General features: G+C 68.4%; 25 protein-coding genes. 17 read left to right on the top strand and 8 right to left on the bottom strand.

What is annotated here, in order from left to right; translation table 11 throughout:
• Nucleotides 1-30: 30 nt before the first annotated feature.
• The gene (locus tag AC5RVS_RS00825) at nucleotides 31-483 is read right to left on the bottom strand and encodes a hypothetical protein (protein WP_493988752.1); all 453 of its coding nucleotides are present in this window, start codon (nucleotides 481-483) and stop codon (nucleotides 31-33) included.
• A 226-nt stretch (nucleotides 484-709) separates the two neighbouring features.
• On the opposite strand from AC5RVS_RS00825, the gene AC5RVS_RS00820 reads away from it, so the two are divergent.
• Nucleotides 710-1417 (top strand): queuosine precursor transporter, encoded by a 708-nt coding sequence (locus tag AC5RVS_RS00820; protein ID WP_494106736.1) that lies wholly within the window; start codon nucleotides 710-712, stop codon nucleotides 1415-1417.
• Here the strand turns inward: AC5RVS_RS00820 and AC5RVS_RS00815 are convergent.
• The gene (locus tag AC5RVS_RS00815) at nucleotides 1384-1620 is read right to left on the bottom strand and encodes a hypothetical protein (protein WP_493988754.1); all 237 of its coding nucleotides are present in this window, start codon (nucleotides 1618-1620) and stop codon (nucleotides 1384-1386) included. The genes AC5RVS_RS00820 and AC5RVS_RS00815 overlap by 34 nt on opposite strands.
• A 322-nt stretch (nucleotides 1621-1942) precedes the next feature.
• Here AC5RVS_RS00815 and AC5RVS_RS00810 point away from each other — a divergent pair, with 322 nt between their 5' ends.
• From AC5RVS_RS00810 to AC5RVS_RS00800, 3 genes are all read left to right on the top strand, one after another.
• On the top strand, nucleotides 1943-2656 hold the full coding sequence (locus AC5RVS_RS00810; RefSeq protein ID WP_494106735.1) for a TetR/AcrR family transcriptional regulator: 714 nt from the start codon (nucleotides 1943-1945) through the stop codon (nucleotides 2654-2656).
• Between the two features lie 278 nt (nucleotides 2657-2934).
• Nucleotides 2935-3330, top strand: coding sequence for a GNAT family N-acetyltransferase (locus AC5RVS_RS00805; protein ID WP_493988756.1), 396 nt, complete (start codon nucleotides 2935-2937; stop codon nucleotides 3328-3330).
• Nucleotides 3327-3644 carry a hypothetical protein gene (locus tag AC5RVS_RS00800; protein WP_494106734.1) on the top strand — a complete coding sequence of 106 codons (318 nt, stop codon included), beginning with the start codon at nucleotides 3327-3329 and terminating at the stop codon, nucleotides 3642-3644. The genes AC5RVS_RS00805 and AC5RVS_RS00800 overlap by 4 nt, the downstream gene beginning before the upstream one ends.
• 139 nt (nucleotides 3645-3783) lie before the next feature.
• Here AC5RVS_RS00800 and tgt read toward each other — a convergent pair whose 3' ends face one another.
• On the bottom strand, nucleotides 3784-5043 hold the full coding sequence (gene tgt, locus AC5RVS_RS00795; RefSeq protein WP_494106733.1) for a tRNA guanosine(34) transglycosylase Tgt: 1260 nt from the start codon (nucleotides 5041-5043) through the stop codon (nucleotides 3784-3786).
• Nucleotides 5044-5367: 324 nt separating this feature from the next.
• On the opposite strand from tgt, the gene AC5RVS_RS00790 reads away from it, so the two are divergent.
• Nucleotides 5368-6426 (top strand): FUSC family protein, encoded by a 1059-nt coding sequence (locus tag AC5RVS_RS00790; protein WP_494106732.1) that lies wholly within the window; start codon nucleotides 5368-5370, stop codon nucleotides 6424-6426.
• Nucleotides 6427-6466: 40 nt separating this feature from the next.
• On the opposite strand, the gene AC5RVS_RS00785 is transcribed toward AC5RVS_RS00790, so the two are convergent.
• Together AC5RVS_RS00785 and AC5RVS_RS00780 are read right to left on the bottom strand one after the other, a co-directional pair.
• Complete coding sequence (locus AC5RVS_RS00785) at nucleotides 6467-7243, bottom strand: SRPBCC family protein (RefSeq protein ID WP_494106731.1); 777 nt, start codon at nucleotides 7241-7243, stop codon at nucleotides 6467-6469.
• A gap of 54 nt (nucleotides 7244-7297) precedes the next feature.
• Nucleotides 7298-8206 carry a DUF6707 family protein gene (locus tag AC5RVS_RS00780; protein ID WP_493988762.1) on the bottom strand — a complete coding sequence of 303 codons (909 nt, stop codon included), beginning with the start codon at nucleotides 8204-8206 and terminating at the stop codon, nucleotides 7298-7300.
• A gap of 363 nt (nucleotides 8207-8569) precedes the next feature.
• Between AC5RVS_RS00780 and AC5RVS_RS00775 the strand changes: the two genes are divergently transcribed.
• Nucleotides 8570-8821 (top strand): hypothetical protein, encoded by a 252-nt coding sequence (locus AC5RVS_RS00775; RefSeq protein WP_493988763.1) that lies wholly within the window; start codon nucleotides 8570-8572, stop codon nucleotides 8819-8821.
• A gap of 96 nt (nucleotides 8822-8917) precedes the next feature.
• On the opposite strand, the gene AC5RVS_RS00770 is transcribed toward AC5RVS_RS00775, so the two are convergent.
• On the bottom strand, nucleotides 8918-9457 hold the full coding sequence (locus AC5RVS_RS00770) for an NUDIX hydrolase family protein (protein ID WP_493988764.1): 540 nt from the start codon (nucleotides 9455-9457) through the stop codon (nucleotides 8918-8920).
• Between the two features lie 152 nt (nucleotides 9458-9609).
• Nucleotides 9610-10338, bottom strand: a complete 729-nt coding sequence (locus AC5RVS_RS00765; protein WP_494106730.1) for a VOC family protein — start codon at nucleotides 10336-10338, stop codon at nucleotides 9610-9612.
• Between the two features lie 80 nt (nucleotides 10339-10418).
• On the opposite strand from AC5RVS_RS00765, the gene AC5RVS_RS00760 reads away from it, so the two are divergent.
• Entirely contained in the window at nucleotides 10419-11012 is a 594-nt protein-coding gene (locus AC5RVS_RS00760) for a YdeI/OmpD-associated family protein (RefSeq protein ID WP_493988766.1), read from the top strand.
• A gap of 42 nt (nucleotides 11013-11054) precedes the next feature.
• Here the strand turns inward: AC5RVS_RS00760 and AC5RVS_RS00755 are convergent, their stop codons facing one another.
• Nucleotides 11055-12326: a glycoside hydrolase family 76 protein gene (locus AC5RVS_RS00755; protein WP_494106729.1), complete on the bottom strand. Its 1272-nt coding sequence runs from the start codon at nucleotides 12324-12326 to the stop codon at nucleotides 11055-11057.
• 166 nt (nucleotides 12327-12492) lie between these two features.
• On the opposite strand from AC5RVS_RS00755, the gene AC5RVS_RS00750 reads away from it, so the two are divergent.
• The 10 genes from AC5RVS_RS00750 (at nucleotide 12493) to AC5RVS_RS00705 (ending at nucleotide 26143) form a co-directional block, all read left to right on the top strand.
• Nucleotides 12493-13269 carry an SDR family NAD(P)-dependent oxidoreductase gene (locus AC5RVS_RS00750; RefSeq protein ID WP_493988768.1) on the top strand — a complete coding sequence of 259 codons (777 nt, stop codon included), beginning with the start codon at nucleotides 12493-12495 and terminating at the stop codon, nucleotides 13267-13269.
• Between the two features lie 271 nt (nucleotides 13270-13540).
• Nucleotides 13541-16591, top strand: coding sequence for a phosphoenolpyruvate carboxylase (locus tag AC5RVS_RS00745; RefSeq protein ID WP_494106728.1), 3051 nt, complete (start codon nucleotides 13541-13543; stop codon nucleotides 16589-16591).
• A gap of 457 nt (nucleotides 16592-17048) precedes the next feature.
• Nucleotides 17049-17735, top strand: coding sequence for an HD domain-containing protein (locus tag AC5RVS_RS00740; RefSeq protein ID WP_494106727.1), 687 nt, complete (start codon nucleotides 17049-17051; stop codon nucleotides 17733-17735).
• Nucleotides 17736-17987: 252 nt separating this feature from the next.
• A complete protein-coding gene (locus AC5RVS_RS00735) occupies nucleotides 17988-18782 on the top strand; it encodes an IclR family transcriptional regulator (protein ID WP_493988771.1) in 795 nt (264 codons plus the stop codon).
• Nucleotides 18783-19108: 326 nt separating this feature from the next.
• Nucleotides 19109-20383, top strand: a complete 1275-nt coding sequence (locus AC5RVS_RS00730; RefSeq protein ID WP_494106726.1) for a cytochrome P450 — start codon at nucleotides 19109-19111, stop codon at nucleotides 20381-20383.
• 4 nt (nucleotides 20384-20387) lie between these two features.
• On the top strand, nucleotides 20388-21569 hold the full coding sequence (locus AC5RVS_RS00725; protein ID WP_494106725.1) for a PEP/pyruvate-binding domain-containing protein: 1182 nt from the start codon (nucleotides 20388-20390) through the stop codon (nucleotides 21567-21569).
• 134 nt (nucleotides 21570-21703) lie between these two features.
• The gene (locus AC5RVS_RS00720) at nucleotides 21704-23572 is read left to right on the top strand and encodes a PEP-utilizing enzyme (RefSeq protein ID WP_494106724.1); all 1869 of its coding nucleotides are present in this window, start codon (nucleotides 21704-21706) and stop codon (nucleotides 23570-23572) included.
• 105 nt (nucleotides 23573-23677) lie between these two features.
• Complete coding sequence (locus AC5RVS_RS00715) at nucleotides 23678-24481, top strand: SDR family NAD(P)-dependent oxidoreductase (RefSeq protein ID WP_493988917.1); 804 nt, start codon at nucleotides 23678-23680, stop codon at nucleotides 24479-24481.
• Between the two features lie 25 nt (nucleotides 24482-24506).
• Nucleotides 24507-24827, top strand: a complete 321-nt coding sequence (locus tag AC5RVS_RS00710) for a 2Fe-2S iron-sulfur cluster-binding protein (RefSeq protein WP_493988775.1) — start codon at nucleotides 24507-24509, stop codon at nucleotides 24825-24827.
• A gap of 2 nt (nucleotides 24828-24829) precedes the next feature.
• Complete coding sequence (locus AC5RVS_RS00705) at nucleotides 24830-26143, top strand: NAD(P)/FAD-dependent oxidoreductase (protein ID WP_494106723.1); 1314 nt, start codon at nucleotides 24830-24832, stop codon at nucleotides 26141-26143.
• The last annotated feature ends 19 nt before the right edge of the window (nucleotides 26144-26162 follow it).

The following is a 26162-nucleotide window of genomic DNA, read 5'->3' as shown; positions in this document are numbered from 1 at the left end:
AGGGGGGGACGCCCTTGGGTTCGCGCCGGCTCAGCGGATGTCCACCATCCGCCACACGCTGAACCGGCCGATCGCCGCGGCCAACCCGATCAGTGCCGCCAGTTCCAGCGTGCCGAGCGGGTCGCCGCTGGAGAGCGAGACCAGGATCAGGAACGAAGCCGCCGTCATGACCGCGAAGAACGCCAGCACGTGCAGCCATTGGTTGGCCACCGGCCGGAGCAACATGCCCAGCACAAAGGCGATGGGCGCACCGATGACCAGCCCGACGCCGCCGGCATACAACCCGACGACCAGCGCCAGGAGTGCCGCCGAGGCGAATTGGTGCCAGCTAAGCGGACCACCGGCCAGAGTGAGCAGCAGGGCGCCCAGCGCGAACACGGAGACGGCCACGAGGAATCCGACCACGAAGGCCGCGAACCCGAACGTCACCCGGTGGCGCGGGTTGTTGTCCTCGAAGTCGTCGGGTTCGGGCACCTCGCTCATACAGCCAGAATAGGACGGCGGCGGCCGTGGAGCAGCCGGGCGGCGCAGGTGCGGGAGAATGCGCCGGGGGAACATGCTCGTGCAGGAAAGCTCCCGCGCGCATGGGAGAATGGTTGGCGGTCCGGGTGGCAGACGGACCACTAGTGCTAATACAGCGGACGTTTCACCAGGTCACCGGGAGGTGCGAAACGTTGCGCGAACCACTACTACGAGGGTGAACACCATCATGACTGAACTGCAATCCCGCGCGCCTGCGCGTTTTGCCTCGATCGGCAGCCCCTACTTCGGCATCATGCTTGCCGTCATGGCAGTGGTCCTGATCCTGTCCAACATCGGCGCTTCCAAGGGCGTTGCGCTGGGTCCCATCGTCACCGACGGCGGATTTTTCCTGTTCCCGCTGGCGTACATTCTGGGCGACGTGATCAGCGAGGTCTACGGCTTCAAGGTGGCGCGGAAAGCCATCCTCACCACCTTCGCGCTGTCGGTCTTCGCCTCGCTGTGCTACTGGGTGATCATCGCGCTGCCCGGCTTTGACGACGAGTTCGGGCAGATGAAACAAGAGGCTCTTGAAGGTGCGCTCGGCCCGGTGCCGCTGATCGTGCTGGCCAGCCTTTTGGGCTTCCTCGTGGGCCAGACGCTGAACTCCTGGGTGCTGGTGCGCATGAAGGAGCGCTGGGGTGAACGCCGGCTGTGGGCGCGCCTGATGGGTTCGACCGGTGTCGGAGAATTCGCGGACACGCTGATTTTCTGTTCCATCGCCGCCTCGGTGATCGGCATCGGCGATGTTCCCACGTTCGTTAACTACGTGGCCGTCGGCTTCATCTACAAGACAGCGGTGGAATTCCTCTTCGTTCCCGTCACTTCCGCCGTCATCGGGCGGGTGAAGAAACGCGAACCGTCCTACACGGGTGCGCCGTCTTCTTCCGCAGGCTGATCCTCGGCGGCGAGCGCCGGGACGCGTTCACTGAGCTCCGTCGGAGACAAGTTCGCTGCTCCGCCGATCTCCTCCGGGGCAGCCCCGGCCTTGAGCGCTTCGTCGATCGCAGAGTCCAGAACCGTCTCAGCCTGATCCATTTCGCCCTGCAGCGTTTCTACCGCGGCCGAGGCGGTCCAGACCTGTTTCAAGTGCTCATCCATTGCTCTACTTCCTATCTTGCCGAGGGACGAATCCCGCCCGCAGGGCATGTCAGCATCGGTGATGCGGAGTCCGGGGCCCCGGAAGCCCCAGCTTACAATGTAAGGCCTAAGGAATCGAGTCCCGCCGTCGATTTTTTGGCGTCTCCTGCCCAAAACTTTTCATACTTCGGCCAACGGCGGCAAAACCGCGGGTTACCGCGGAAAATCACGTACGTCCGGTGCCGAATTAACCGGCCGCTGAGGGGGCTCGGGCCGGCGGGCGGGAGGACAGGGCGAAGCCCGGCGCGTAGGCTGGGGCGCGAATGCAGGGAGGGAGCGGTCAATGGTCGAACCCGAACAATCTTCGGCGGCTGAAGCGGGCCACGGCGGCCACGACAGGCAGCGACTGGATCGACAGCGAATCCTGGAGGCTGGCGCAGCGTTCATCGAGCAGCACGGGGTCCGGCAATTGAGCATGCGGCGCCTCGGTGCGGAGCTGGATGTCGAGGCCATGTCGCTCTACCGCTACGTGCCGTCGCGGGAGCATCTGCTTGACGGCATCGTGGAGATAGTTGTCGACGAGCTGTACAGCGACCCGGAAGTGTATGTGGAACCCCGCCACGGGTGGCAGGACTACCTGCTGCGGCTGGCCCACGGACTGCGCCGGCTTGCCGTTCAGCATCCGCAGGTGTTCCCGCTGATTGCCACGCGCCCCACCGAGGCCCCCTGGGTGCAGCCGCCCTTGCGCAGCCTGAAGTGGGTCGAATCGTTCCTCAAGGCCATGACCGGCGCGGGGTTCAGCAATGAACAGGCGGTGGAGGCCTACCGGGCCTTCAGCAGTTTCCTCATTGGCCACTTGCTGCTGGAGGTGGCTGCGCTCGGTGCCGATATAGGGCCGGTCGAGGAGGGCACGCCACCGCCGCCCGGGCAAACAGACCTGACCGACTATCCGCTGCTGCAGAAACTGCAGGGCCTGCTTTCCCAGGACCGCGCCAAGCAGGAATTCGAAGCCTCGCTGGATTGGCTGCTTGAGCGCCTGGACAGTCAGCTGGCCTGATATCTCACAGGGTCTGCACCTCGCTGCCGCGGCGCTTCCGCTGCCGTGCACTTAGCCCTTAGGCCACCGTGCCGCGGCGCTTCCGCCGACGTGCTCTATCGCGTCTGCGGTAGAGCGATTTAGCTGCGCCACTTTGCAGATTGATAATAAGCATGCTTTGCTTACATCGTAAGCATGATTACCGTTCAGTCCGGCACCGCCGGGTCTGAGGTTCCCAGCCAGGGAGCCGGTCGCGTCCCGACCGCACCTCCGGTTGGAGACGCTAAGTGAGGAGAGGCATGCAGGTAATACGCAACAACTACGACGCATCACGCTTCGACGCCTATGTGGACGGGGAAGTGGCCGCGTCGCTGCAGTACAAGATCCAAGACGGCGAAATGTGGCTCCTCCAGATTGACGAAGACCGCTGGCACCGCGGGCTGGGCCTCGCCGGCGAATTGGTCCGCCGGGCACTCGTTGAAGCGCACCGCCGCCGGCTCCGGGTGCTGCCGTTCTGCCAGGAAGCCAGGCAGCAAGTGTTCAACCATCCCGTATTCCTCCGGCTGGTACCGCAGGAACAGCGCAGCCGGTTCCACAAGTCATGGGCCCTGGAGGGCAAGGCCGGCCGTCGTCGGCGCCGTGCCTCCACCGGTTCAGTGCGAAGTTCCGCGGCGCCGAAGGCTGCGGCCCGATGAGTGGCAAACTCAAGGTCACGATCCGGGTCGATTTGGAGTGTTCAGCCGCGCACATCGAGGTACGCGGGCGCGTCGACGAGCGGAACGTTTTGGCCGTCTACTCACTCGCCAAGCGGGCGAACTCGCTGGCCGCGGGACTTCAGATAACCATTGACCTGCAAAATGCCTCCGTGGACGGGGCAGTCCTGGCATGCCTGCAAGAATGCGCGGAGGCCGGAACGCTGCCCGCCCATGCCGATCCCGGGCAGTCCGACTGCCGGCTGAAGATCCTGGCTCCGAGCACGGAGCTGTCCGACGTGGCGTTGGCTGCCTGACACCGGCACGCGCCCACACGCGGAAGGCCGCCGTCGTTCTCACGGAAACGACGGCGGCCTTCCGCGTGCCGGGAACTGCCCCGCCCCTGCCTGCCTGCCCCTGCCTCCCGGGGCACTGTCCCGGGCCAGTCCGGGCAGATCAGGCGTAGTAGCGGCCCAGTACCTCGGCCTTGAAATCAAAGAAGGAACCGCTGTCGATGGCCAGCCGCGCATCGTCGACCAGTTTCACGGTGAAGCGCTCGTTGTGGATGGAAATCAGGGTGTGGCTGACCATCTCGTTGGCCTTGTACAGGTGGTGGATGTAGGCGCGCGTGTAGTTCGCGCAGGTGTAGCAGTCGCAGCCGTCCACCAAGGGCGCGAAGTCCAACTTGAACCGCCGGTTGGACAGGTTCTTGCGGCCGTCGGGGGTGTAGAACGCGGAGTTGCGCGCCACCCGGGTGGGGGAGACGCAATCGAAGGTGTCGGCACCGTTCTCGATCGCCGTGAAGATGTCGTCTGGTTCCGAAATGCCCAGCAGATGCCGGGGCTTGTCCTCGGGCAGCTCCTCGGTGCACCAGCGGACGATCGTGCCCAGGTTCTCCTTCTCCAGCGCGCCGCCGATGCCGAAGCCGTCGAAGTTCATCGCTCCGAGGTCGCGGCAGGCCTTGCGCCGCAGGTCTTCGTACTGGGCCCCCTGAATCACGCCGAAGAGCGCCTGGTAGGGCCGGTGGGAGCGTTCCTCGGTGAGCCGCTCGTGCTCGGTGACGCACCGCTCGGCCCACCGCCGCGTGCGTTCCAGCGACTCCTCCTGGTAACCGCGCGAGTTCATCAGCGTGGTCAGCTCGTCGAAGGCGAACATGATGTCGGCCCCCAGCTGGTGCTGCACCTGCATGGAGATTTCCGGCGTGAAGCGGTGCTTGTCGCCGTTAAGATGTGACTTAAACCAGACGCCGTCGTCGTCCACATGGGCCAGGCGTTCCTTGCCCGGTGCCACCCGGTCGTCGGAGCCGCTGCCTGCCGCGGCCGCGTCCATGCTGATGACTTTCTTGAACCCGGAGCCAAGGCTCATCACTTGGAAGCCGCCGGAATCGGTGAAGGTGGGTCCGTCCCAATTCATGAACCTGCCCAGCCCGCCGGCCGCATCGAGCACCGCCGCCCCGGGCTGCAGGTACAGGTGGTACGCGTTGGCCAGCAGCGCCTGGGCGCCGAGCTCCTTCATCGACTCGGGAAGCACGGCCTTGACCGTTGCTTTGGTGCCGACGGCGATGAAGGCCGGAGTCTGTATCTCCCCGTGCGGGGTGGTGATGGTTCCGGTGCGGCCCTGGAACCCGCCCCCGTTGTCCTCCACTTGGGCGGGGGAGGGGCGGGCGGTGTCGGCCAGGCGGCTGCCGACGCGGAAGGAAAAATCAGACTGGGGCACCCCACCATTTTGCCTTACCGGGCGGCGGACGGACTCCGGGGCGCTGCCGCGGGACTCCGGTGCGCTGCCGCCGGACTCCGCCGGGCGGCGGACGGACTCCGGAGCGGTGCCGCCGGACTCCGGGGCGCTGCGTGCCGGGCGGCGGCATGGCTGCACCGAGCCCCCGCCGCCGTCCGCGCTGGATCCTCGGCAGACCGTGTGGCCGGGCGAACACCGGTATGTCGGGTCTCCCACAGGATGACGGTTGCTTCGGGCAAGCACCCTAGGCTTGAGAAGATGCCTTGCTGCAACGTAGATACAGTGGGCAACCGAAGGGCGGACACAATGCTGAAGCAGCACGTGCGCGAGTTCTTCCGAGTGGGCCCGGCACGCCAGGACCATATCGTGGCCACGCGTTGCGGTCTCAGCGTGGGCCTGCCGCTGTTTGCCCTGCTGGCGTTCGGCCGGTTCGACCTCATGGTTTTCGCCGCCTTCGGCGCCTTCACGGGGATCTACGGCCGCGGCGAAGCACACGGCTCCAGGCTGCGGCATCAAGGCCAGTTCGGCGTCCTGATCCTGTTGGTCATGTTCCTCGGCGCGCTCACTGCCCGGGCCGACCCCGGGCCCTGGGGGATCGTGTTCGGCACCACCGTGGTGGCCGGGCTGTGGTCCCTGGCAGTCAACTACTTCCGGCTGCGGCCGGCCGGGGTCATCTTCTTCACCTTCGGTTATGCCGCCATCGGCTCGATTCCGCTGACGGCGCCGTTGTGGCAGGCCGTGCTGACCGGACTGGTGAGCGTGGTGCTTGCCATGCTGATCGGGATCAGCAGCCGGTTGGTGCCGTCCTGGCGGACTTCCATGGCGCCGCCGCCGAAACGGGAACTGACGGCCGAACACTGGCGGGAATTCGGGGTGGAGGCCGCCGCGAATGCCGTGGCGGTGTTGGCGGCCGGGACCCTCGCCACCATCGTGGGGCTGGGGCACAACTACTGGGCGATGGTGGCCGCGGTGGCCCCGATCGCCGGCCCCAGCCTGGCCCAGCGGGTGAACAAGGGCGTGCACCGCATCCTGGGCACCTTTGCGGGCGTGGGGGTAGCCGGGGTGCTGCTGGCCCCGAGCCCGGCGCCGTGGGTGCTGGTGCTGATGGTGATGGTGCTGCAGTTCGCGGCCGAGATGTTCGTGCTGCGCCACTATGCCCTCGCGCTGATCTTCATCACGCCGCTGGCCCTGATCATGACCGAGCTCGCTGCCCCCACGGATCCGCAGGAGCTGATGGTGGACCGGGCCTTGCAGACCGCGATCGGTGCGCTGGTCGGGCTGAGCCTGGTGTACCTGATGCACCAGCGCACCGTGCGCATGAAGAACCGGCGGCGCTTCCAGCGCAAGCACCGCGGCGAGGGATGACCGGTTCGCCCGGCCGCCGTCCGGCCGGGTGCGGGGTGGTTTACTCGCCGCCGGGCCCCGCGGTGCTGCCGGGCACCAGCGGGTCGGCGCCGGGCAGCGTGGCGCTGCGCCAGCTCTCCCAGGCATCCCGGATCTCCGCGAGCCGCCGGGCACCCAGGCCGTAACAACTGATCAGCACCTGGCAGCCGCCCTCGGGCCGGCCCTCCGGATGCGGCGGCGTCGTCGCAACAATCAGGAGGCCGCCGCCATGGTCGGCGTAGGAATCCACGGTCAGTCCGAGCTGGCGTTCCGACCGGAACCACACCTTGCCGGACAAAGTCTCGCCGGTGGCCAGCGTCGTGGAGTACGGCTCGTCCGGCTCCGGCAGGTTGTCGAGTCCCAGGCTGGCGAGCAGGCCGTCGGGCGGCAGCGAGTCCGCGCCGAGGTAGGTGGTCTGGCGGGAGTCGTTGGGGTGCCGCTCCAGCGCGAACCGCAGCTGCTGCAGGAAGGTCAGCCAGCCTTCGGTGACGTCCTCCCACCATTCGTCGGACTTCTCGCTGGACTCCCGGCCGCGCTCGAGGGTGAGCCGCACGCCGTCGCCCACCGGATCCAGGATGAAGGCATCGCCGTTGCTCAGGGTGAGCCGTTTGTGGTCTTCGGATTCGGTGGCACCGGTGAAGTAGATCTCGCGGATCTCCTCGTCGAGACCTTTCATGTCCCAGCCGTGCCATTGCGCGATGGACTTGGGCTCACGCAGCATGACCCAGACCTGGCGGGCGTCCGCATTGATGTGGACGCTCAGGGGACCGGTCGCCGGTCCAACGCCGCTATCCGTCATGCGGCCGACTTTACCCGCGGGCCGCAGGGGTGGCCAGAGTGTGGCCCTACGTACCTAGGAGTTACGCTGCTGGGCGTCCAGCGCGCGGATCGCCACCAGTTCGTTGCTGATCCGGCGGTCCAATTCGACCGGCTCCAGGGTCTCGGATCCGCCGTGCGCGCGCAGGTACAACAACGAGCTCAATCGAAGTTCGCGCCACTCCCGCTCCACGTCGCGGTCGGCGGCGGCCATGGCGCGGTGGATCTCCTTGTCGTAGAGGTTCGGCTCGTTCAGCTGGCGCTGGCGGACCTCCGCGTTGACCTTCGCGCGGAAGGGGTCCTCGTCCGAGTCGTCCGGGGTGCGCAACGCCTCGGCCAACCGCAGGGCTTCGTGCTGGTCATCCTCGTCGTCGGACTCCCGCAGCATGTGGGCGGCCATGGCCAGCGCCGACTCAATCCATTTCCACCGGCCGAAGTTCCCGTCGAAGGGCTGGTCGATGATCAGCCGGCAGACCGTGAGCGCGCGTTCCCGGTCGTCCAGCTCCACGAACAGGGTGTGGGCCAGGTCCCGCACATCCTGCAGGTGGCTGCCGGCCTTGGTGTTGAGGCCGCGGCTCAAGCGGGCGGCCAGCCCCTGAACCCGGGCGTTGCGTGCGTGTGCGCGCGCCACCTCCACCACCACCGCCTCGGGAGTACCTTCCTCGGCCGGAATCAGTTCCAATTCAGCCAGTGCCAGCGCGCCGGGCAACGGGGCGGGCCTGCGGGCGGAAGCGACGCGGATGCGCGAACCGTGGGCGATGCGCACCTTGCTGCCGTCTTCCAGCGTGGCCACCACCAGCGCCGGTGTGCCGAAATCGTCGGGTACGACGGCGGTGCTTGCCACCGGCGCCGAGTGCTCGCCGGAACGGGTCAGAAAACGGGAGCCGGCGGCTACTGCCTCGGCCTTGACATGGTGGATGTATGTCTCGGCCTGCTGTTCCGTCATGGGTAAATCCTTAGTCACGCTCGCGATCGTCTGAACAGTATATGAATCCGTTATCTTTCCGGGGGGAGGCGGGGCCCGGTGTCCAGTGTGCCGACGTGATGAAACGATGGATTGTGAGCGGAGTCTCACGCGCTTCGAATCGTGGGAATAGGGATGGCGCGCCACGGCGTTGGTTTCGGCATCGGATACCGCGGGCCCAAAAAAATCGGTGTCCGGCTCGGGATCGAGGACCGAAGATGACCGCGATCGCCGATAGCGTCCAAGATATCGAAAAGTTCCTTCCGGAACCGTGCCTCGTCAGTTCTTGCGACGAAGTACCTCACGCACAGCAGCCCTACATTCTTGTGAAAGCTGAATCCAGCCATGAGCATCATTCTTGCCCCGGAGGCCCGCCTTGGCGAAGTGCCGACGCACGCCCCCGTTCATCCCGAGCAGTTCCGCAGCAGGAGCCGCCTGACCGTGCTGCTGCGGGCCGCGGGCACGGTCCTGACGGATCTTGCCAACCGCCGCAGCCAGCGGCCGGTCCCGCTAAAGCGGCTGCGCTACCAGGACCAGCACCGGGAGCAGTCCCGGGACCTGGCCGCCCAGATGTACGCCTGGATGCTGCCGAAGTAGCGGCGGGCGGTACACCCGTCCTCGCCGAGGCCAACGGTCCACCCGTTCCCGCCGATGCCGGCGGTCAACCCGTTCCCGCCCAGGCAGGACCGGCGGTCAGCGGCACCAGCCCGCGTGCGCCAGCGCCTGGCGCAGCAGGTTGCCGCGGCCGCCGATGAATTCGGACTGGACCGCCTGGCTCAGCGCATCTTCCGGGGTCATCCAGCTCAGTTCCAGGGCATCCTGGCGCGGGTTGCATTCCCCGGTGACCGGGATGACGTAGGCCAGGGCCACGGCATGCTGCCGGTCATCGGTCAGCCCCGTTTCCGACGGCGACGGGAAGTACTCCGCCACCGTAAACGGCACCGGGCTGGCCGGCAGCTGCGGTAAGGCCAGTGGCCCCAGGTCCTTCTCCAAGTGACGCAAAAGCGCAGCACGGACCGTCTCGCGGTACATCACCCGTCCCGAGACGAACGTGCGCACCATCTCGCCTTCGGCCGAAGCCTGCAGCAGCAGGCCGATCTCCGTCACGTACCCCAGCGAGTCCAGCCGCACCGGCACTGCCTCTACATAGAGCATCGGCAGGCGTTGCCGCGCCTCGTGGAGATCCTCGTGGGACAGCCAGCCGGGATACGGGTCGGGAGTGCGTACGCTCATGTACTTGTTCTACCGCACCGCTGCGACGCCAGTCACGCCGGCCGCCTTCCACGGCGCGTCCATTCCACTAGAGGGCAACCACGGCCGGACCCGCCCGAACCGCGGAACCGCCGGTCCCATCAGGACCGATGCGTCGGCGGCAGCGGGCAATTTCAGGCCGAGTCGTTTCGCGGGGCGCTGAACCGCAGGCAGCCTCCGCCGGCAGGGTTCGCGCCGTCCGGATGCTCCACCAGCAGGATGTGCCGGCCGGCCTCGTCCGCCAAGGAGCAGCCGAAACCGGCCGTGGTGAGGCGTTCCCGCAAGGCGGATAAGTCGTCGTCGTACTCAAAAGCCAGCCCCAGTTGCTCCGCCCCGCCGTGCTGCACCGCGACCAGCCCGCCGTTTTTCGCCGCGAAGTCCGCCCGGTCGCCGGCATCGCCGCCGAAGCGGGGACGCGCGCCGATCCCGCGGAGTGTGGCCGCGGCACCCCGCACGTCCGGCGTCACCCAGACCGGCATGACGGACAGCGCCGGATCCGGCGGGTTTTGCCCGGCAATGGGCCCGGACGACGGCGCGGCTGCCTTTGCCAGGAAGCTGAGGCCCGAGGGTGCGGTGATCCGCCCGGCCCGGCCGTGGGCGCCCTCCTCGATCTCCGCCCGCGTGCCGTCGGCCACGGTGCGGCGGACAAACTCGTCCAGGTCACGGACTTCGAAGCCCAGTTCCACGCGGCCGTCGGCGGCGTCACCGGCATCGGCCGGGCACAGGTCCAGCCGCCCCGAGCCGGCGTCGAACTCCAGCCGGGCACCACCGTGGTCGGCCACGCAGGCCAGCCCTGCGGCGGTCAGCAGGTCCTGCCACGGACCGATGCGGGAGGTGGTCAACACGGGGCGGACGCGCAGCATCTGAGTTCTCCTTTGGGTCGGCACGCGACGATACCAAAAAACTACTGGACGACGCGGCGCTGCCGTGCTGCCATAAGGGCATGCCTGCTGAGCTTCCGGAGTTGCTGGTCCCAGACGCCGCCGCGTGGCGGGCCTGGCTGGAGGAAAACCACGCCTCGTCGGCCGGCGTGTGGCTGATCCTGCGCAAGAAGGGCGGCACGGTGACCGCCCTCGATTATGCTGCTGCGCTGGACGAGGCGTTGTGTTTTGGCTGGATTGACGGGCAGGCCAGGCGGCGCGACGCGGAAAGCTCTTTCCAACGCTTCACCCCACGGACGAAGCGCAGCATCTGGTCGCTGCGGAACGTCGGGTACATCGAGCGGCTGGAGCAGGCCGGCAAGATGCACGAGGCCGGCCGGGCGGCGGTGGCCGCGGCGCAGGCCGACGGCCGCTGGGAGAAGGCCTACGCCGGGCCGGCCACGGCCGAGGTGCCCGAGGACCTGGCCACGGCGATCGCCGCCGTCCCGGAAGCGCAGGCGATGTTCGAGGTGCTCACGTCGCAGAACCGCTTTGCGCTGATCCACCGGCTGGCCCAGCTGAAGACCGACGCCGGCCGGCAGCGCAAGATCGCCGGCTTCGTGGAGATGCTGGCCCGGCATGAAGCGCCGTATCCGCAGCAGAAGAAGCCGTCCTGACCCCGGCCTGACGGCCGGCCGAACGCGCGGCCCGGCCGCCCGTCATTCGGCCAGCGTGGCGGCGGCCTCCAGGGTCATCCAGGCCTGCAGCTGGGTGGACAGTTCGACGCCGGCGCCGGGCCCGCCCGGCGCGGCGGCCGGAACCGCGGGGTCGGGGGAGAAGACCAGTACCTCCCAGTTGCGGTGGTTTTCGATGGCCCGCCCGTCCCAAAAGCCTTGCGCGGTATCCAAGACCATCCGCGCGGCCAGTTCGCGCGCCGGGTCCGGCAGGCGGTCGGACCGGGCGGCCAGGGCCAGGTACCGGGCCAGGATCCCGGTGAACAGGCCGCCGTCGCCGGCGCCGTGCGTGCGCAGGACGAGTTGGCCGCCGGGGCCGCCCGGCCCTGAGGCCGCGGCGGCAGGGTCTGCGGTGGCCTGGCCTGCGTCCGCCTGTACCGCGGCGGCCGGGCCAGCGGTGGCAGGGCCGCCGTGCGGGGCTGCATCCGGTGGCGTCGAAGGCCCTTGGACCAGACCGGCCGCGATGCCGTGCACCAGTTCGGCGGCCCGTACCAGATCGGCGTCACGGGCCGTTTCCAGCAGTGCCCCGAGCACCGGCCCCTGGTTGTAGGTGTAGATGTCGTCCACCAAGACCGGCTGCCCGCCCGAGACCCGGGCGCCGTCGAGGTACAGCCGCTGCCCGGGCGCATACAAGGTGGCGTCCAGCCAGTCCAAGAGCCGGGCGGCCTGCTCCCGGTCGCCCGCGCGGGCCAGATACAGGGCCGCCGGTGCCGTGGCGGGTGTGTTTTTGAAGTCCCTGGCGGTGTTCCAGAACAGGCCGCCGCCCAGGTCCGGGGTGTGGGCCGATTCCAGCTCGGGCAGCAGGCGGCGTGCGGCGGCCCTGTTCCGGAAGCGGGGCTTGTGCGCCTCGGCGGCCAGCGTGTCCAGCCGCTGCGCGGCCAGGGCCAGCCAGGCCATGTCGTCGTAGTACGAGTTGGGGAAGCGGAAACCGTTGCGCCACCGGATCGTGCGCAGCAGCCGCGCCGCGAGACGGCCGGCGCTCGGCCCGTCACCGCCGTCGTAATGCTGGTCCCGGCGCAGCTCCCGCCACCCGGCATCCACCAGGCAGTCCAGGAAGTGGGCCTGCCACCAGTAGTGCCACGGCCCGGATCGGCCGGGGGAGGGTCGGCGGACCGCGCCCAGCACGGTGAACGGAAGGCCCAGCAAGCGCTGGCCGAAAAGGCGGACGACGGCGATGGCGGCCTCATCCGCGCGTCCTGCCGCCAGGGCGGAGTTGGGCGGGCGGAAGGCTCCGCCGCCGCCGGGCAGGGTGGGCATGTGGACCAGCCTAGCGGCGGAGCGGGGGAGGCGCAGGCCGGGAATCTGCCCGACCGGCCCGCCGGTGCGCTGGGTGTGCGCCGGGCCACACTAGGCTGAGGTGTGCAGTGCCGCCGGGAGGCCGACGGCCGTAGTGACAAACTTTCAGGACCCTGAGGAGGATTCAGTGGAGGTTGCCGGAACCGTAGCGTTGATCACGGGCGGAGCGTCGGGGCTGGGAGCCGCGACGGCCCGCCGGCTGCATGCTGCCGGAGCGTCGGTGGTGCTGATGGACCTGCCCGGCTCGAAGGGGGAAGAGTTCGCCGCCGGGCTCCGGGACCGGGCCGTGTTTGCCACCGCGGACGTGACCGACGAGGGCCAGGTGCAGGCGGCGGTGGAGCAGGCCGCGGCGCTGGGCCCGCTGAGGATCGTGGTGAACTGTGCCGGCGTCGCCACGCCGGGCAAGGTGCTGGGCCGCGACGGGGTGCTGCCGCTGGAAGCGTTCGCCAAGGTGGTACAGATCAACCTGGTGGGCACCTTCAACGTGATCCGCCTGGCCGCCGCCGCCATGGCCGCCACCGAACCGGTGGAAACCGAACTGGGCGGGCCGGAGCGCGGCGTCATCATCAACACCGCCTCCGTGGCGGCCTTCGACGGCCAGATCGGCCAGCCCGCCTACGCTGCGTCCAAGGGCGGGGTGGCGGCCATGACGCTTCCGCTGGCGCGGGAACTGGCGCGCTCGCTGATCCGGGTGGTCACCATCGCGCCGGGCATCTTCGAGACGCCGATGATGGCCGGGCTGCCGCAACAGGCGCAGGAATCGCTGGGCCAGCAGGTGCCGCACCCGTCCCGGCTGGGCCGGCCGGCCGAGTACGCGGAGCTGGCCGCGCACATCGTGGCCAACTCGATGCTCAACGGCGAAACCATCCGGCTGGACGGCGCGATCCGGATGGCGCCCAAGTAACCGAACGGTCCGGTAGTCGGGTGAAGACGGCGCCCAAGTAACCGTGCGGTCCCGTCAGGCGGGCGGCGCGGTAGGCGGGCGAAGCAACCGGCGGGTCCCGGGCGGCGGGCGAAGTAACCGACGGCGCCCAGGCAACCCGAGGCTCCCGGACGCCGTCGGCGAAAGGCGAGGCGCCGCCGTCGTACGCTTGAGGTGGACCGTGCCGACGCTTGGAGTCCCCGGGAACGGCACGCCCGCCGCAGCCGCCCGCAGGACGCGAAAGGACGCACCCATGCCGCACGCCGCCCGCGACCGGGACCTCGACGCGAGCCTGCGCGCCGACGTGCGCCGGGTGAGCACGCTGCTGGGGGCATCGCTGGCGCGCCAGCATGGGCGGGAGCTGCTCGACCTGGTAGAGCAGGTGCGGCTGCTGACCAAGGAGTCCAAGGAAGCGGCCCGCGGCGAGGGCGAGGCCACCGGGCCGTGGACCGCCCGCGAGGTGATCGACCAGGTCCGCGAACTGCTCGCCGGGTTGGACGTGGGCGAGGCCACCGACCTGGTGCGGGCCTTTGCGTTCTATTTCCATCTGGCCAACGCCGCCGAACAGGTGCACCGGGTGCGCCAATTGCGTGCCCGGCCGGAGGAAGACGGGCAGTTGCTGCGCACCGTGGCGCAGATAGCCGAGGAAGCGGGGCCCGAGGCGCTGCAGCGCGCCGTCGACCAGCTGGACGTCCGCCCCGTCTTCACCGCGCATCCCACCGAGGCATCGCGGCGGACCGTGCTGGACAAGCTGCGTGCCATCTCCGACCTGCTGTCCACTACGACGGCGGAGGGCAGCACCGCGCGGCGGCGGCAGGACCGGCGGTTGGCCGAGATCATCGACCAGATGTGGCAGACGGACGAGCTGCGGCACGTGCGGCCCAGCCCGGTGGATGAGGCGCGCAACGCCGTCTACTACCTGGGCAACATCCTCAACAACACCATGCCGGAGCTGATGGGGGACCTGGCCGAACTGTTGTCCGAACATGGCGTGACACTGCCCGCCGACGGGGCGCCGCTGCGTTTCGGGTCCTGGATCGGCGGCGACCGGGACGGCAATCCGCTGGTCACCGTGGACGTGACGCATGAGGTCTTCCAGCTGCAGAACCAGCACGCGGTGCGGATCAACATCGGTTTTGTGGACAGCCTGATTGCGGTGCTCTCGAACTCGACGACGATCGTGGCCGCCAGCGACGAGCTGCTGGACTCCGTGGCCAGGGACCTGGAGAACCTGCCGGGCCTGGACGCCCGGGTGCGCGAGCTGAACGCGAACGAGCCCTACCGCCTGAAGCTGACCTGCATCAAGGCCAAGCTGCTCAACACCAGTGCCCGGATCCAGCGCCGGCTCCCGCACGAGCCCGGGCGGGACTACAGCTCGACGGCGGAGGTGCTGGCCGACCTGGCGCCGATCGAGCAGTCCCTGCGCGCCCACACCGCGTCGCTGGTGGCGGACGGTTCGCTGGCCGCGGTGCGCCGGGCGGTCTCCACCATCGGACTGCACCTGGCCACCCTGGACTTCCGGGACAACGCTGGAAAGCACCACAAGGCGGTCGCAGCGCTGCTGGCTGCCCGCGATGCCGCGCGAACGCCGGCGGGGGCGACGCCGGCCTTGGGGGCTGCGCGTGGTGAGGCGGCGGCGCACTTGGGGCCGGCGGGGAGCGCTGAGGCCGGATTGGGGGCAGGCGGTGGCGCGGCGGCTGGTGTAGCGGCGGACGGCGCTGCACCGGCGGGTGTGGCGGCGGACGGCGCTGCACCGGCGGGTGTGGCGGCGGACGGCGCTGCACCGGCGGGTGTGGCGACAGCCGAGGGCGGCACGGACGCTGCGGCCGACGCTGCTGCGCCGGAAGACTACCTTGACCTGGCGCGCGGTCCGCGGCAGCAACTGCTTTCCTCGCTGCTGCTCTCGCCGGGACCGCTGGCACCGCCGTCGTCGTTGAAAAAGAAGCGCGCGCGCACGCTGGAGGTGTTCGGAGCGATCGCCGAGGCCCTGCGCCAGTACGGCCCGGATGCGGTGGAGACCTACATTGTGTCCCGGGCACGCGGCGCCGACGACGTGCTGGCCGCCGCCGTGTTGGCGCGCGAGGCGGGACTGCTGGCGTTGGATGGGCCCGAGCCGAAGGCGCTGATCGGGTTCGCACCGCTGCTGGAAAGCGTGGAGGCCCTGCGCAGCGGAGGGCAGATCCTGGACGACCTGCTCTCGGACCCGCAGTACCGCCGGATCGTGCGGCTGCGCGGCGACCTGCAGGAGGTCATGTTCGGATATTCGGACTCCAACATGGAAGCCGGCGTCGCCACCAGCCAGTGGGAAATCCACAAGGCCCAGCTGGTGCTGCGCGACGTGGCCGCCCGGCACGGGGTGCGGCTGCGCTTCTTCCATGGCCGCGGCGGGTCGGTCGGCCGCGGCGGCGGGCCCACCTACGACGCGATCCTCGCCCAACCCAACGGTGCGCTGGCCGGCGAGATCAAGTTCACCGAGCAGGGCGAAGTCATTTCCGACAAATACACCCTGCCGGAGCTGGCCCGGGAAAACCTGGAACTGGCGCTCGCGGCCGTGCTGCAGGCCTCCGCGCTGCACCAGGAGCCGCGGACCTCGGAGGCCGAACGCGGCCGGTACCATGCGGCGATGGAGGTCATCTCCGGCGCGGCCTATGAGCGCTACCGCCTGCTGGTGGAGCATCCGGACCTGCCGGAGTACTTCCGGACATCGACGCCGGTGGAGCAGCTGAGCACGGTGAAGTTCGGTTCGCGGCCGGCCGACCGGACCGACGCGGACACGACTGCGGGTCCGGGACTCGGCAAGTTGCGGGCCATCACCTGGGTGTTCGGCTGGACCCAGTCGCGGCAGATCGTTCCCGGCTGGTACGGCGTGGGCAGCGGCCTGCGCGCCGCCCGGGCCGCCGGACTGCAGCCGCAACTGCGGGAGATGATCAGCAACTGGCACTACTTCCAGTCCTTCATCTCGAACGTGGAGATGACGCTGGCCAAGACCGATCTGGAGATCGCGGCGCACTACGTCTCCACCTTGGTGCCTGCGCAGCTGCGGCACCTGTTCGACGACATCCGCGCCGAGTTCGAGCTGACCGTGGCCGAAATCCGGAAGCTGACCGGCGAAAACGAACTGCTCGACAACCAGCCGGTGCTGCAGCGCTCGCTGCACATCCGCGACCAGTACCTGGACCCGATCTCGTACATGCAGGTGGAATTGCTGCGGCGCATCCGGACGTCGGAGCCGGATGAAGCCTTGCAGCGGGCCATGCTGATCACCGTCAACGGCATCGCCGCGGGCCTGCGGAACACCGGCTAACGCGGGCCGGCGATGGGCCCCGGGCTGCGTGCGTGCGCGGCGTGCTGCGGGTGTGCGGCCGCCCGGGTAGTCGTCCGGGCGTCGGATGGCTGTCTGCGGGGCATCCGCGGGGTTGGAGGGCTGCGCGGAGCCCGGCGAGTGCATCCCCAGCGCCCAGCTGTCCATATTTAGCGATAACTGTCCATGTTTCACCCGACCCGCCCGCGTCTGACTAGGCATGATACTTAAGCATCCGGTTAAACATGGACAGTTTTGGTGCCGTTCCCTTACCAAACCGCACCACCCGGGGACTGTGCGACCTCCGGCAATGCCGCCGGGCGGTACTTCCGGCGACGGCCTCGGCCCGCCAGCAACCCGCCCAAGGCAACCCGCCCTAAGCACCCCCCACCTGCGCCGAGCTTCCGCCCAGCGGAACCCGGCGGTTGCCCGCCTGGCGATTGCTCGTCATGCTGTGGGCATGACCAAGCTGCTGCCCGCCGCCAACCTTTTCGGCCACGACGTCGCCGCCGCCATCGAGGCCCAGCCGGACGGCGTGGTGCACCTGGACGCGCACTTGGACCGGATCTGGCAACACGCGGCACCGTTGCTGGCCGTCCGCGACAACGACGCCCACACCCTCTACGCCTACGGCCTGGCCCAGGCCATGCTGGCGGCCCACCCGGAGGCCGACGCTGGCGTCGTCCTTCCGGCCATCATGCTTCATGACATCGGCTGGTCCCAGGTGCCGCCGGACCAGGTCCTCTCCGCGATCGCCCCGGGCGGCGGCCGGCCCGACCTCGTGCTGCTGCACGAGAAGGAAGGCGCCCGCCTGGCAGCCGGGATCCTCGAAGAGGCCGGCCATGAGCCGGAGCTCATTCCGCGCATCCTGGAGATCATCGACGGGCACGACTCGCGGAAGGAGGCCCTCTCGATCGAGGACGCGATCGTCAAGGACGCAGACAAAACGTGGCGGCTCAGTCCGCACGGCGTCGACACCGTGATGGAGTGGTTCGGGCTGGACCGCGGCCAGGCCCTCCGGCTCTGCAGCCAGCGCGTCCTGGGCCATCTCTTCACCGAGGAGGCCAAGGCCATGGCGCGCGCGCTGTCCGCGCTGGAATCGGTGACGTTGTGGCCGCAGCGCCGGGCGCTGCTTGCCGACGGCTAGACTCGGTCTCGGCCGTGTGCCGAATGGGCGCCGGCTGCGAAGTACCGCGGCACTGACGACGGCGGTGCCCGGCTTTGCCCGGAGGACGACGGCGGTGCCCCGGCTTTGTCCGGACGACGACGGCGGTGTCCGGCTTTGCCTGGACGACGGCGGTGCCCCGGCTTTGTCCGGACGACGACGGCGGTGCGCGGCTTTGCCCGGACGACGACGGTGCCCGGCTTTACGAGACCGCCGGGAATTTGGGAGGCAACTATGGCCGGCGGTAGCCGAGATCCGGGACGCACGGTCACGTCCCGTGTGCTGGCCATCCTTGAAGCCTTCGAACAATCCCGCAGCGCGCTGAGCCTGACCCAGATTTCCGAGGGTTCCGGCCTGCCCTTGAGTACCACGCACCGGCTGGTCTCGGAGTTGACGGAATGGGGCTTCCTCTCCCGCGGCGCCAACGGCCGCTACCAACTGGGTATCCGCCTCTGGGAGCTGGCGCAGAATGCCGGCCGGCAACTGCGCGATGCCGCGCGCCCGTTCGTGCAGGAGCTGTTCTCGCTCACCGGCGAGACGTCACAGCTGGCGGTCCGGGAAGGCCACGAGGTGCTTTACATCGAGCGCATCTACGGCACCAAGCGCGTGCCGCGTGCCTCGCGGGTCGGCGGCCGGCTGCCGATGCACGCCACGGCCGTTGGGAAAGTCATCCTGGCGTACGAGGAGGAGTGGGTGCGCACCGCCTACTTGAACCGGCAACTGGAGCGTCCCACCGCCCACACTCACATTGTTCCCGGGCGCCTGGCGGAGGAACTGGTCCAGATCCGCGAGCAGGGCTACGCCACCACGCTGGAGGAAGTCCGGCTCGGCTCCTGCTCCATCGCCGTGCCGGTCTTCCACACCGGTCGGATAGGCGCGGGGCTGGGATTGGTGCTGCTGACGACGCAGGCCGCGACGATGACGCGGCACCTGCCGGCGCTGCGCGGCGTCTCGACGCAGATCGAGCGCGCCACCGCGCACATCCCGCTGGAGTCGTTGCTGGGAAGCCACATCGCGCGCAAGGCCTGAGCGCCACGGCTCACATCCCCGTGCCTGTTGCTGGCCAGCCGCACCACGCGCTACGGCGTATGCCTGGCGAGTCGTTGCTGGGAAGCCACATTGCGCCCAAGGCCTGAGCGCCACGGCTCACATCCCCCGGGGTGATTGCTGGGCAGCCACACACAGGAGCAACGGCCTGAGCGCCCGGTGCATGCCAAGAGATGCTAAGCACTATTCGTTTCCACTCAGTGGAAGAATGATTTAGGCTCCGGAGAGTGACGTGGGCAACACTGGAGTCTAATCAGCCCGCCAACCGACAACGGCCACCGGCGGGAGCAGACCCCAAGGAGTTCCAGATGTCATCTTCGACCGAAACGGCAGCTTGTCCGTTCGGCCACGGTGCCGAGGCCCCCGCAGGACACCATGGCTATGAGCCGTTCCAGATGAAGGACCCGTTCCCGGCGTACACCGAGCTGCGGAACGAACAGCCCGTCATGTTTGACGAGCGCGTCGGCTACTACGTGGTTTCCCGCTACGACGACATCAAGGCTGTTTTCGAAGACTGGGAGACCTTCTCCAGCGAGAACGCCCAGGCGCCGGTGCGCAAGCGCGGCCCGCAGGCCACCAAGATCATGGAAGAGGGCGGCTTCACCGCCTACTCTGGGCTTTCGGCCCGCCGCCCGCCGGAACATACCCGGATCCGTGCAGTGGCCCAAAAGGCTTTCACCCCGCGACGCTACAAGGCGCTGGAGCCGTTCATCCGGCAGAATGTCGTCGACCAGCTGGAAGCCATGCTGGCCCACCCGGATCGCCGCGGCGAACTGGTGAAGGACCTGGCTTACACCGTCCCGACGGTCACGATCCTGACGCTGATCGGCGCCGATGTTTCCCAGGTGGACACCTTCAAGCGCTGGTCCGATTCCCGCGCGGCGATGACCTGGGGCGACCTCAGCGACGAGGAACAGATCCCGCACGCCCACAACCTGGTGGAGTACTGGCAGGAATGCCAGCGCCTGGTCCGCGTGGCCCACGAGGAAGGCGGCGACAACCTGACCGGCGACCTGGTCAAGGCCCAGCAGGACGGGGCGGAGATCAGCGACCACGAGATCGCATCGATCCTCTACTCCCTGCTGTTCGCCGGACACGAAACCACCACCACCCTGATCGCCAACTCCCTGCGCGTGCTGCTGGCGCGTCCGGACCAATGGCAGCAACTGGTGGAGGAACCCCGGAAAATCCCGGCGGCCATCGACGAGGTGCTGCGCTTCTCCGGCTCGATCGTCGGATGGCGCCGGAAGGCGCTCAAGGACACCGAAGTCGGCGGGGTGAAGATCCCGGAGGGCGGCGAACTGCTGCTGCTGATGGGCTCTGCCAACCGCGATGCCGCCCGCTTCGAAGATGGCGAGGAGTTCGACATCTCGCGCGGCAACGCCCGCGAACATCTGTCCTTCGGCTTCGGCATCCACTACTGCCTGGGCAACATGCTGGCCAAACTGCAGGCCAAGATCGCACTGGAAGAGGTGGCGCGGCTGGCACCGAACCTGAAGCTGGAGAACCCCGAGGGCATCGAGTTCCGCGAGAACATCTCCTTCCGTGTCCCCGAAACCGTCCCCGTCAGCTGGGAGGCCTGAGCCCATGCGCAGCAACGAATTCATCCAGTTTTTCGACGGCGGCATCGAGCCCAGGCTCGAGAACCTCGGCGGCAAGGGCGCCTCGCTGGTCACCATGACCTCTGCGGGCATGCCGGTGCCCCCGGGATTCGTCGTCACCACCGCCCAGTTTGACCGCTTCATGCAGGAAGCCGGGATCACCGACCACATCAACCAACTGCTGGCCGGCCTTGACCCGGAAGACATCGCCCAAGTGGACGCAGTGTCCGCCTCCATCCGGGACAACATCTGCTCCCGCCCGGTTCCCGCCGACATGCGGGCCCAGACCATCGAGGCCTACGACGCCTTGATGTCCCGCTTCGACGCGCCGGTTCCGGTGGCAGTGCGTTCATCCGCCACCGCCGAGGACCTGCCGGATGCCTCCTTCGCGGGCCAGCAGGACACCTACCTCTGGCTGGAAGGCTTCGCGGCCGTCGGCGAACACATCCGCAGCTGCTGGGGGTCGCTCTACACCTCGCGCGCCATCATCTACCGGCTGAAGAACAACATCCCGGACGAGGGCCTGTCGATGGCCGTCGTGGTGCAGAAGATGGTCAATGCCAGGGTCTCCGGCGTCGCCATGACCCTGGACCCGGCCAACGGCGACCGCTCCAAGATCACCATCGACGCGTCCTACGGCGTCGGCGAGATGGTGGTTTCGGGGCAGGTCACCCCGGACAACATCGTGCTGGACAAGGTCACCCTGGCCCCGGTCGCCGAACACCTGGGCGACAAGCACGCCGAGCTGGTGCCCGATGCCGCCGCGCGCACCCTGGTGGAGCGGGAGGTCGACGCCGAGCGGCGGGCCCGGCGCAGCCTGAACGACGACGAACTGCTCGCGGTGGCGCGGATGGCCAAGCGGGCCGAGAAACACTACAAGTGCCCGCAGGACATCGAGTGGGCGTTGGACAGGGACCTGCCCGACGGCGAGAACCTGCTGCTGCTGCAGTCCCGTCCGGAAACCGTGCACTCCTCGAAGAAGCCGTCGGCATCTTCGTCCGCGGTACCGGGAAGCGGCGGATACGCCGCGGCCCTCGGTGCTGCTCCCACGACGACGACGGCGGCGCCCGCCGGAGCCGGGAACACCGGAGCCGGCAACGCAGGCCGCGCCACCGGAGGCTTCAGCTTGGGCAGCATCACTGCCTCGCTGCTGAAACCCTCCGCCTGACCTTTCCTGCCCTGAACTGTTCCACCGTTCCACCGCAAGGTAGCAAGGTTCCAACAGCTCCACCGCAAGGATCCACCGTTCCACCGAACCGCCCACCGCAGGCTCAACGCAGAGCCGCCACCGAAAGGACCGCCATGTCTATGAAGTCCTTCCCGAAGCCCTCCGAACTGCCGGTGCCAGCCGGCGCCGAGGGCTGGGAGAAGATCTACCCGTACTATCTCGTGTTCCAGGACAAGCTCAAGGAACAGGAAGACGCCAAGTTCTGGTTCTGCGACAGCCAGCACTGGCCGACTGTCTACAAGCCGTTCGAGACGATCGGCGGTGAGTTCGCGGTCAAGTGCCTGGGCCAGTACAACGCCCGCCACCTGATGATTCCCAACGCCAACGGCATCGAGTTCCGCGTGCATCTGGGTTACCTGTACATGTCCCCGATCCCGGTTCCGGAGGACCAGATCGCCGCGCGCGTCCCGCATTTCGAGCAGCGGGTGGGCCACTACTTCCAGAACTGGGAGGAACTGCTCCAGCAGTGGCATGCGAAGGTCCGCGGCACCATCGACGAGATGGAGACCCTCTCCTTCAAGAAGCTGCCGGACATGGTGCCGATGGATGACATCACCACGGGCAAGGCGATGGACGGCTCCGAGGTGCTGCTGGAGAACTACGACCGGCTGATCCAGCTGGCCTACCAGAACTGGCAGTACCACTTCGAGTTCCTGAATCTGGGCTACATCGCCTACCTGGACTTCTTCAACTTCTGCAAGGAAGTCTTCCCGAACATCCCCGACCAGTCGATCGCCACCATGGTGCAGGGCGTGGACATGGAGCTCTTCCGCCCGGACGACGAGCTCAAACACCTCGCCGTGCTCGCCGTGGAACTGGGCCTGCAGTCCGCCTTCGGCAACACGGACGACGTCGATGCCACCTTGGCCGCGGTCCGCGCCTCCGAGGGCGGCGACCGCTGGATCGCCCGCTACGAGGAAGCCAAGGACCCGTGGTTCAACTTCACCGTGGGCAACGGCTTCTACGGGCACGACAAGTACTGGAACGAATACCAGGAAATCCCGTTGGGCTACATCGCCGACTACATCCGCCGGCTGGACGAAGGCCAGCAGATCATGCGGCCCGTCGAGGAGCTGGTGGCGGAGAAGGAACGGATCGTGGAGGAATACCGCGAACTGCTGGAAGGCGACGCGCAGGCGGTTTTAGATGCCAAGCGCCAGCTGGCCGCCACCGCCTACCCGTACGTGGAAAACCACAACTTCTACATCGAGCACTGGACCATGGGCGTCTTCTGGCGCAAGATCCGCGAGCTTTCACGGATGATGCACGCCGAGGGATTCTGGACCGAACCGGACGACCTGCTGTACCTGAACCGGAACGAAGTCCGCGACGCCCTCTTCGACCTGGTCACCGGCTGGGGCGTGGGTGCCGAGCCGATCGGCCCCACCTACTGGCCGGAGGAAATCGAGCGCCGCCGCAAGATCGTGGACGCGCTGAAGACCGCGCGTCCGGCACCGGCGCTGAACACCCCGCCGGCCTCGATCACCGAACCGTTCACCCGGATGCTCTGGGGCATCACCACCGAACAGGTCCAGCAGTGGCTGGGCGAAGGCGAAGAGGTGGAAGGCGGCGGGCTGCGCGGCATGGCCGCGTCCCCGGGCGTCGTCGAAGGGTACGCACGGGTGGTCCACGATTCGGACCAGCTTTCCGAGGTCCAGCAGGACGAGATCCTGGTGGCCACGGTGACCGCGCCAAGCTGGGGGCCGATCTTCGGCAAGATCAAGGCCACCGTCACGGACATCGGCGGCATGATGAGCCACGCCGCGATTGTCTGCCGCGAGTACGGGCTGCCGGCGGTGACCGGCACCGGTTCGGCCTCCACCACCATCAAGACCGGCCAGCGGCTGCGGGTGGACGGCACCAAGGGCACCGTACAGATCCTTGACGCCGAAGAATCCGCCGAACCGGCCGTCGCCGGGCCGGGAGCACACAGCCACACCTGAGCACTCCGGTATCTCCGCAGTCTCAGGCGAATTAGTGCCGGGCCGGGCGAACCCCGTTTCCCAGGCGGGTCCCGGCCCGGCACACCCCAACATGAAAGCGTGACGATGACACAGCCTCCCCCCGACGCCACGGCCGGCCCCGGCTTCCTGAACCCCGACCAGGGGGCCGGCACCAGGACCGTGCTGATCACCGGCGCCGCCGGCGGTCTGGGCCGCGCCTTCGCCCTGGGCTTCGCGTCCCGCGGGTACCGGGTGGCAGCGGCCGACACCAACCTGGCCGGTGCCGAAAAGACAGCCGCGCTGGTCCGCGAAACCGGCGCCGAGGCCGAGGCCTTCGAAGCCGACGTCACCGACGTGGCCTCCACCGAGGCCCTCGCCCGAAGGTGCGCCGACTTCGGGCAGGGGAGCATCGACGTCGTCCTCAACAACGCCGCCATCTACGCCACGGTGACCCGCACCCCGTTCGAGGAGATCGACCCGGCCGAATGGGACCTGGTGATGAACGTGAACCTCAAGGGCCCCTGGCTGGTGACCCGCGCCGCCAGCCCCTACCTGCCCGACGGCGCCCGCGTCATCAACCTCTCCTCCGCCACCATCTACTCCGGCTCGGAGCAGTGGCTGCACTACGTCGCCTCGAAGGGCGGCGTGGTGTCGATGACCCGGGTGCTGGCCAAGGAACTGGGCCGGCGCAACATCACCGTCAACGCGATCGCCCCGGGCTTCACGCTCACCGAGGCCAGCTACGGGCTGATGGAGAACGCCGAGAACTACGGGGTGGACCGCGGCGCGCTCAAGCGCGCCAGCCAGCCCGAGGACATCGTGGGCGCGGCGCTGTTCCTGGCCGGCCCGGACAGTTCCTACATCACCGGACAAACCATGGTGGTCGACGGCGGCCGCCAGTTCATCTGAACCACTGCAACCCCGAAGGAGAACCATGCCTACGGTACATTTCACCGACGCTGAAGGCGCCGTCCGCGACGTCGAAGGCAACCCCGGCGACTCGGTCATGGAAACCGCGGTGCGCAACGGCGTGCCGGGCATCGTCGCCGAATGCGGCGGCTCGCTGTCCTGCGCCACCTGCCACGTGTTCGTCCGCGAGGACACCCTGGACCAGCTTCCGGAGATGGAAGACATGGAAGACGAAATGCTCTACGGAACGGCCGTGGACCGCCAGGAGAATTCGCGCCTGTCCTGCCAGCTCAAGCTCTGCGAGGGCCAGGACGTTTACGTCACCACTCCGGAAACGCAGATCTGATCATGGAAACCACCACCACAACGACGACGACGGCGGTCCCTGCCGAGGCAGCGGACGGCGCCGTGCAAACCGGGCTGCTGATCATCGGTGCCAGCCAGTCGGGCGTCCAGTTGGCCGTTTCACTGCGGGCGCTCGGCTTCACCGAGCACATCACGCTGCTGGGCGAGGAAAACCACCGGCCCTACCAGCGCCCGGCCCTGTCCAAGGAATTCCTGCAGGGCACGGTGGAAAGCGAATCGCTGATCTTCCGGTCCAACCAGTACTGGGAGGACCACAATGTGGCCCTGGTCAAGGGCGAGCGGATCGAGCGGATCGAGAAGGAAGCGGACGGCTCCGGGGTCGCCCACGCGGTCTCCGGGGCACAGTTCCCGTTCCGCCGGCTGGCGCTGACCGTTGGCGCCCGCGCCCGCAAGCTCCAGGTCCCCGGTGCCGAGCTGGACGGGGTGGTCTACCTGCGCAACGCCGACGACGCGCTGGCTCTGAAGGCCCAGCTCGAGGACGTGCGGGACGCGGTGGTGATCGGCGGCGGCTTCATCGGGCTGGAGGCTGCCTCCAGCCTGCACAAGATGGGCAAGAACGTCACCGTGCTCGAGTACGGGCCGCGGCTGATCGGCCGGGCCGTGGGCGAAGAAACCAGCGACTACTTCCTGACCGCGCACCGCGAACGGGGCCTCGACATCCGGTTGAATTCCCGCATCCGGGAACTGGTGCCGGCGGACGGCGGGGGCAGGGTGGGCGGCGTCGGACTCGAAGACGGCACCATGGTCGCCGCCCAGCTGGTGCTGGTGGGCATTGGCGTCGTGCCGAACACCGAGCTGGCCGAGCAGCTGGGCCTGGAGGTGGACAACGGCATTGTGGTCGACCGGCACGCGCTGGCCTCCGACGGGACCACGGTGGCGGTGGGCGACGTGGCCAACATGCCCAACCCGCTGCCCGGCTCACCGGAGGGCGAGCGGATCCGGCTGGAAAGCGTGAACAACGCGATCGAACACGCCAAGGTCGCCGCCTATTCGTTGATGGGCCGGCGGGAGGAGTACGCCGGGATCCCGTGGTTCTGGTCCAACCAGGCGGACCTGAAACTGCAGATTGCCGGCCTGACGCTGGGCTACGACCGGACCGTCGTCCGCCGCGACGACGAGCGCGGCAAGTTCTCCGTCCTCTACTACCGCGACGGCCGGATCATCGCCGCCGACTGCGTGAACGCCCCGCTGGACTTCATGGCGGTCAAAAACGCGCTGGCCAAGAGCCAAAACATTCCCGCGGACGCCGCGGCTGACCCCGCCGTCGTCCTCAAGACCATCGCGACGGACGACTGACCGCCCGCCGTGCGCGGCC

Source organism: Arthrobacter sp. Y3221048 (assembly GCF_059092685.1).
Note: the sequence above shows the minus strand (reverse complement) of the source record. Positions and strands in the feature narration are given on the sequence as shown.

Excerpts from the sequence above, each read along its gene's own strand:
- AC5RVS_RS00765 (WP_494106730.1), bottom strand. The coding sequence starts at position 10,338 with ATGCTGCGCGTCCGCCCCGTGTTGACCACCTCCCGCATCGGTCCGTGG.
- AC5RVS_RS00730 (WP_494106726.1), top strand. The coding sequence starts at position 19,109 with ATGTCATCTTCGACCGAAACGGCAGCTTGTCCGTTCGGCCACGGTGCC.
- AC5RVS_RS00710 (WP_493988775.1), top strand. The coding sequence starts at position 24,507 with ATGCCTACGGTACATTTCACCGACGCTGAAGGCGCCGTCCGCGACGTC.
- AC5RVS_RS00800 (WP_494106734.1), top strand. The coding sequence starts at position 3,327 with ATGAGTGGCAAACTCAAGGTCACGATCCGGGTCGATTTGGAGTGTTCA.
- AC5RVS_RS00785 (WP_494106731.1), bottom strand. The coding sequence starts at position 7,243 with ATGACGGATAGCGGCGTTGGACCGGCGACCGGTCCCCTGAGCGTCCAC.
- AC5RVS_RS00805 (WP_493988756.1), top strand. The coding sequence starts at position 2,935 with ATGCAGGTAATACGCAACAACTACGACGCATCACGCTTCGACGCCTAT.
- AC5RVS_RS00770 (WP_493988764.1), bottom strand. The coding sequence starts at position 9,457 with ATGAGCGTACGCACTCCCGACCCGTATCCCGGCTGGCTGTCCCACGAG.
- AC5RVS_RS00775 (WP_493988763.1), top strand. The coding sequence starts at position 8,570 with ATGAGCATCATTCTTGCCCCGGAGGCCCGCCTTGGCGAAGTGCCGACG.
- AC5RVS_RS00825 (WP_493988752.1), bottom strand. The coding sequence starts at position 483 with ATGAGCGAGGTGCCCGAACCCGACGACTTCGAGGACAACAACCCGCGC.
- AC5RVS_RS00740 (WP_494106727.1), top strand. The coding sequence starts at position 17,049 with ATGACCAAGCTGCTGCCCGCCGCCAACCTTTTCGGCCACGACGTCGCC.
- AC5RVS_RS00815 (WP_493988754.1), bottom strand. The coding sequence starts at position 1,620 with ATGGATGAGCACTTGAAACAGGTCTGGACCGCCTCGGCCGCGGTAGAA.
- AC5RVS_RS00780 (WP_493988762.1), bottom strand. The coding sequence starts at position 8,206 with ATGACGGAACAGCAGGCCGAGACATACATCCACCATGTCAAGGCCGAG.
- AC5RVS_RS00755 (WP_494106729.1), bottom strand. The coding sequence starts at position 12,326 with ATGCCCACCCTGCCCGGCGGCGGCGGAGCCTTCCGCCCGCCCAACTCC.
- AC5RVS_RS00715 (WP_493988917.1), top strand. The coding sequence starts at position 23,678 with ATGACACAGCCTCCCCCCGACGCCACGGCCGGCCCCGGCTTCCTGAAC.
- AC5RVS_RS00790 (WP_494106732.1), top strand. The coding sequence starts at position 5,368 with ATGCTGAAGCAGCACGTGCGCGAGTTCTTCCGAGTGGGCCCGGCACGC.
- AC5RVS_RS00720 (WP_494106724.1), top strand. The coding sequence starts at position 21,704 with ATGTCTATGAAGTCCTTCCCGAAGCCCTCCGAACTGCCGGTGCCAGCC.
- AC5RVS_RS00820 (WP_494106736.1), top strand. The coding sequence starts at position 710 with ATGACTGAACTGCAATCCCGCGCGCCTGCGCGTTTTGCCTCGATCGGC.
- AC5RVS_RS00735 (WP_493988771.1), top strand. The coding sequence starts at position 17,988 with ATGGCCGGCGGTAGCCGAGATCCGGGACGCACGGTCACGTCCCGTGTG.
- AC5RVS_RS00760 (WP_493988766.1), top strand. The coding sequence starts at position 10,419 with ATGCCTGCTGAGCTTCCGGAGTTGCTGGTCCCAGACGCCGCCGCGTGG.
- AC5RVS_RS00810 (WP_494106735.1), top strand. The coding sequence starts at position 1,943 with ATGGTCGAACCCGAACAATCTTCGGCGGCTGAAGCGGGCCACGGCGGC.
- AC5RVS_RS00745 (WP_494106728.1), top strand. The coding sequence starts at position 13,541 with ATGCCGCACGCCGCCCGCGACCGGGACCTCGACGCGAGCCTGCGCGCC.
- AC5RVS_RS00705 (WP_494106723.1), top strand. The coding sequence starts at position 24,830 with ATGGAAACCACCACCACAACGACGACGACGGCGGTCCCTGCCGAGGCA.
- AC5RVS_RS00725 (WP_494106725.1), top strand. The coding sequence starts at position 20,388 with ATGCGCAGCAACGAATTCATCCAGTTTTTCGACGGCGGCATCGAGCCC.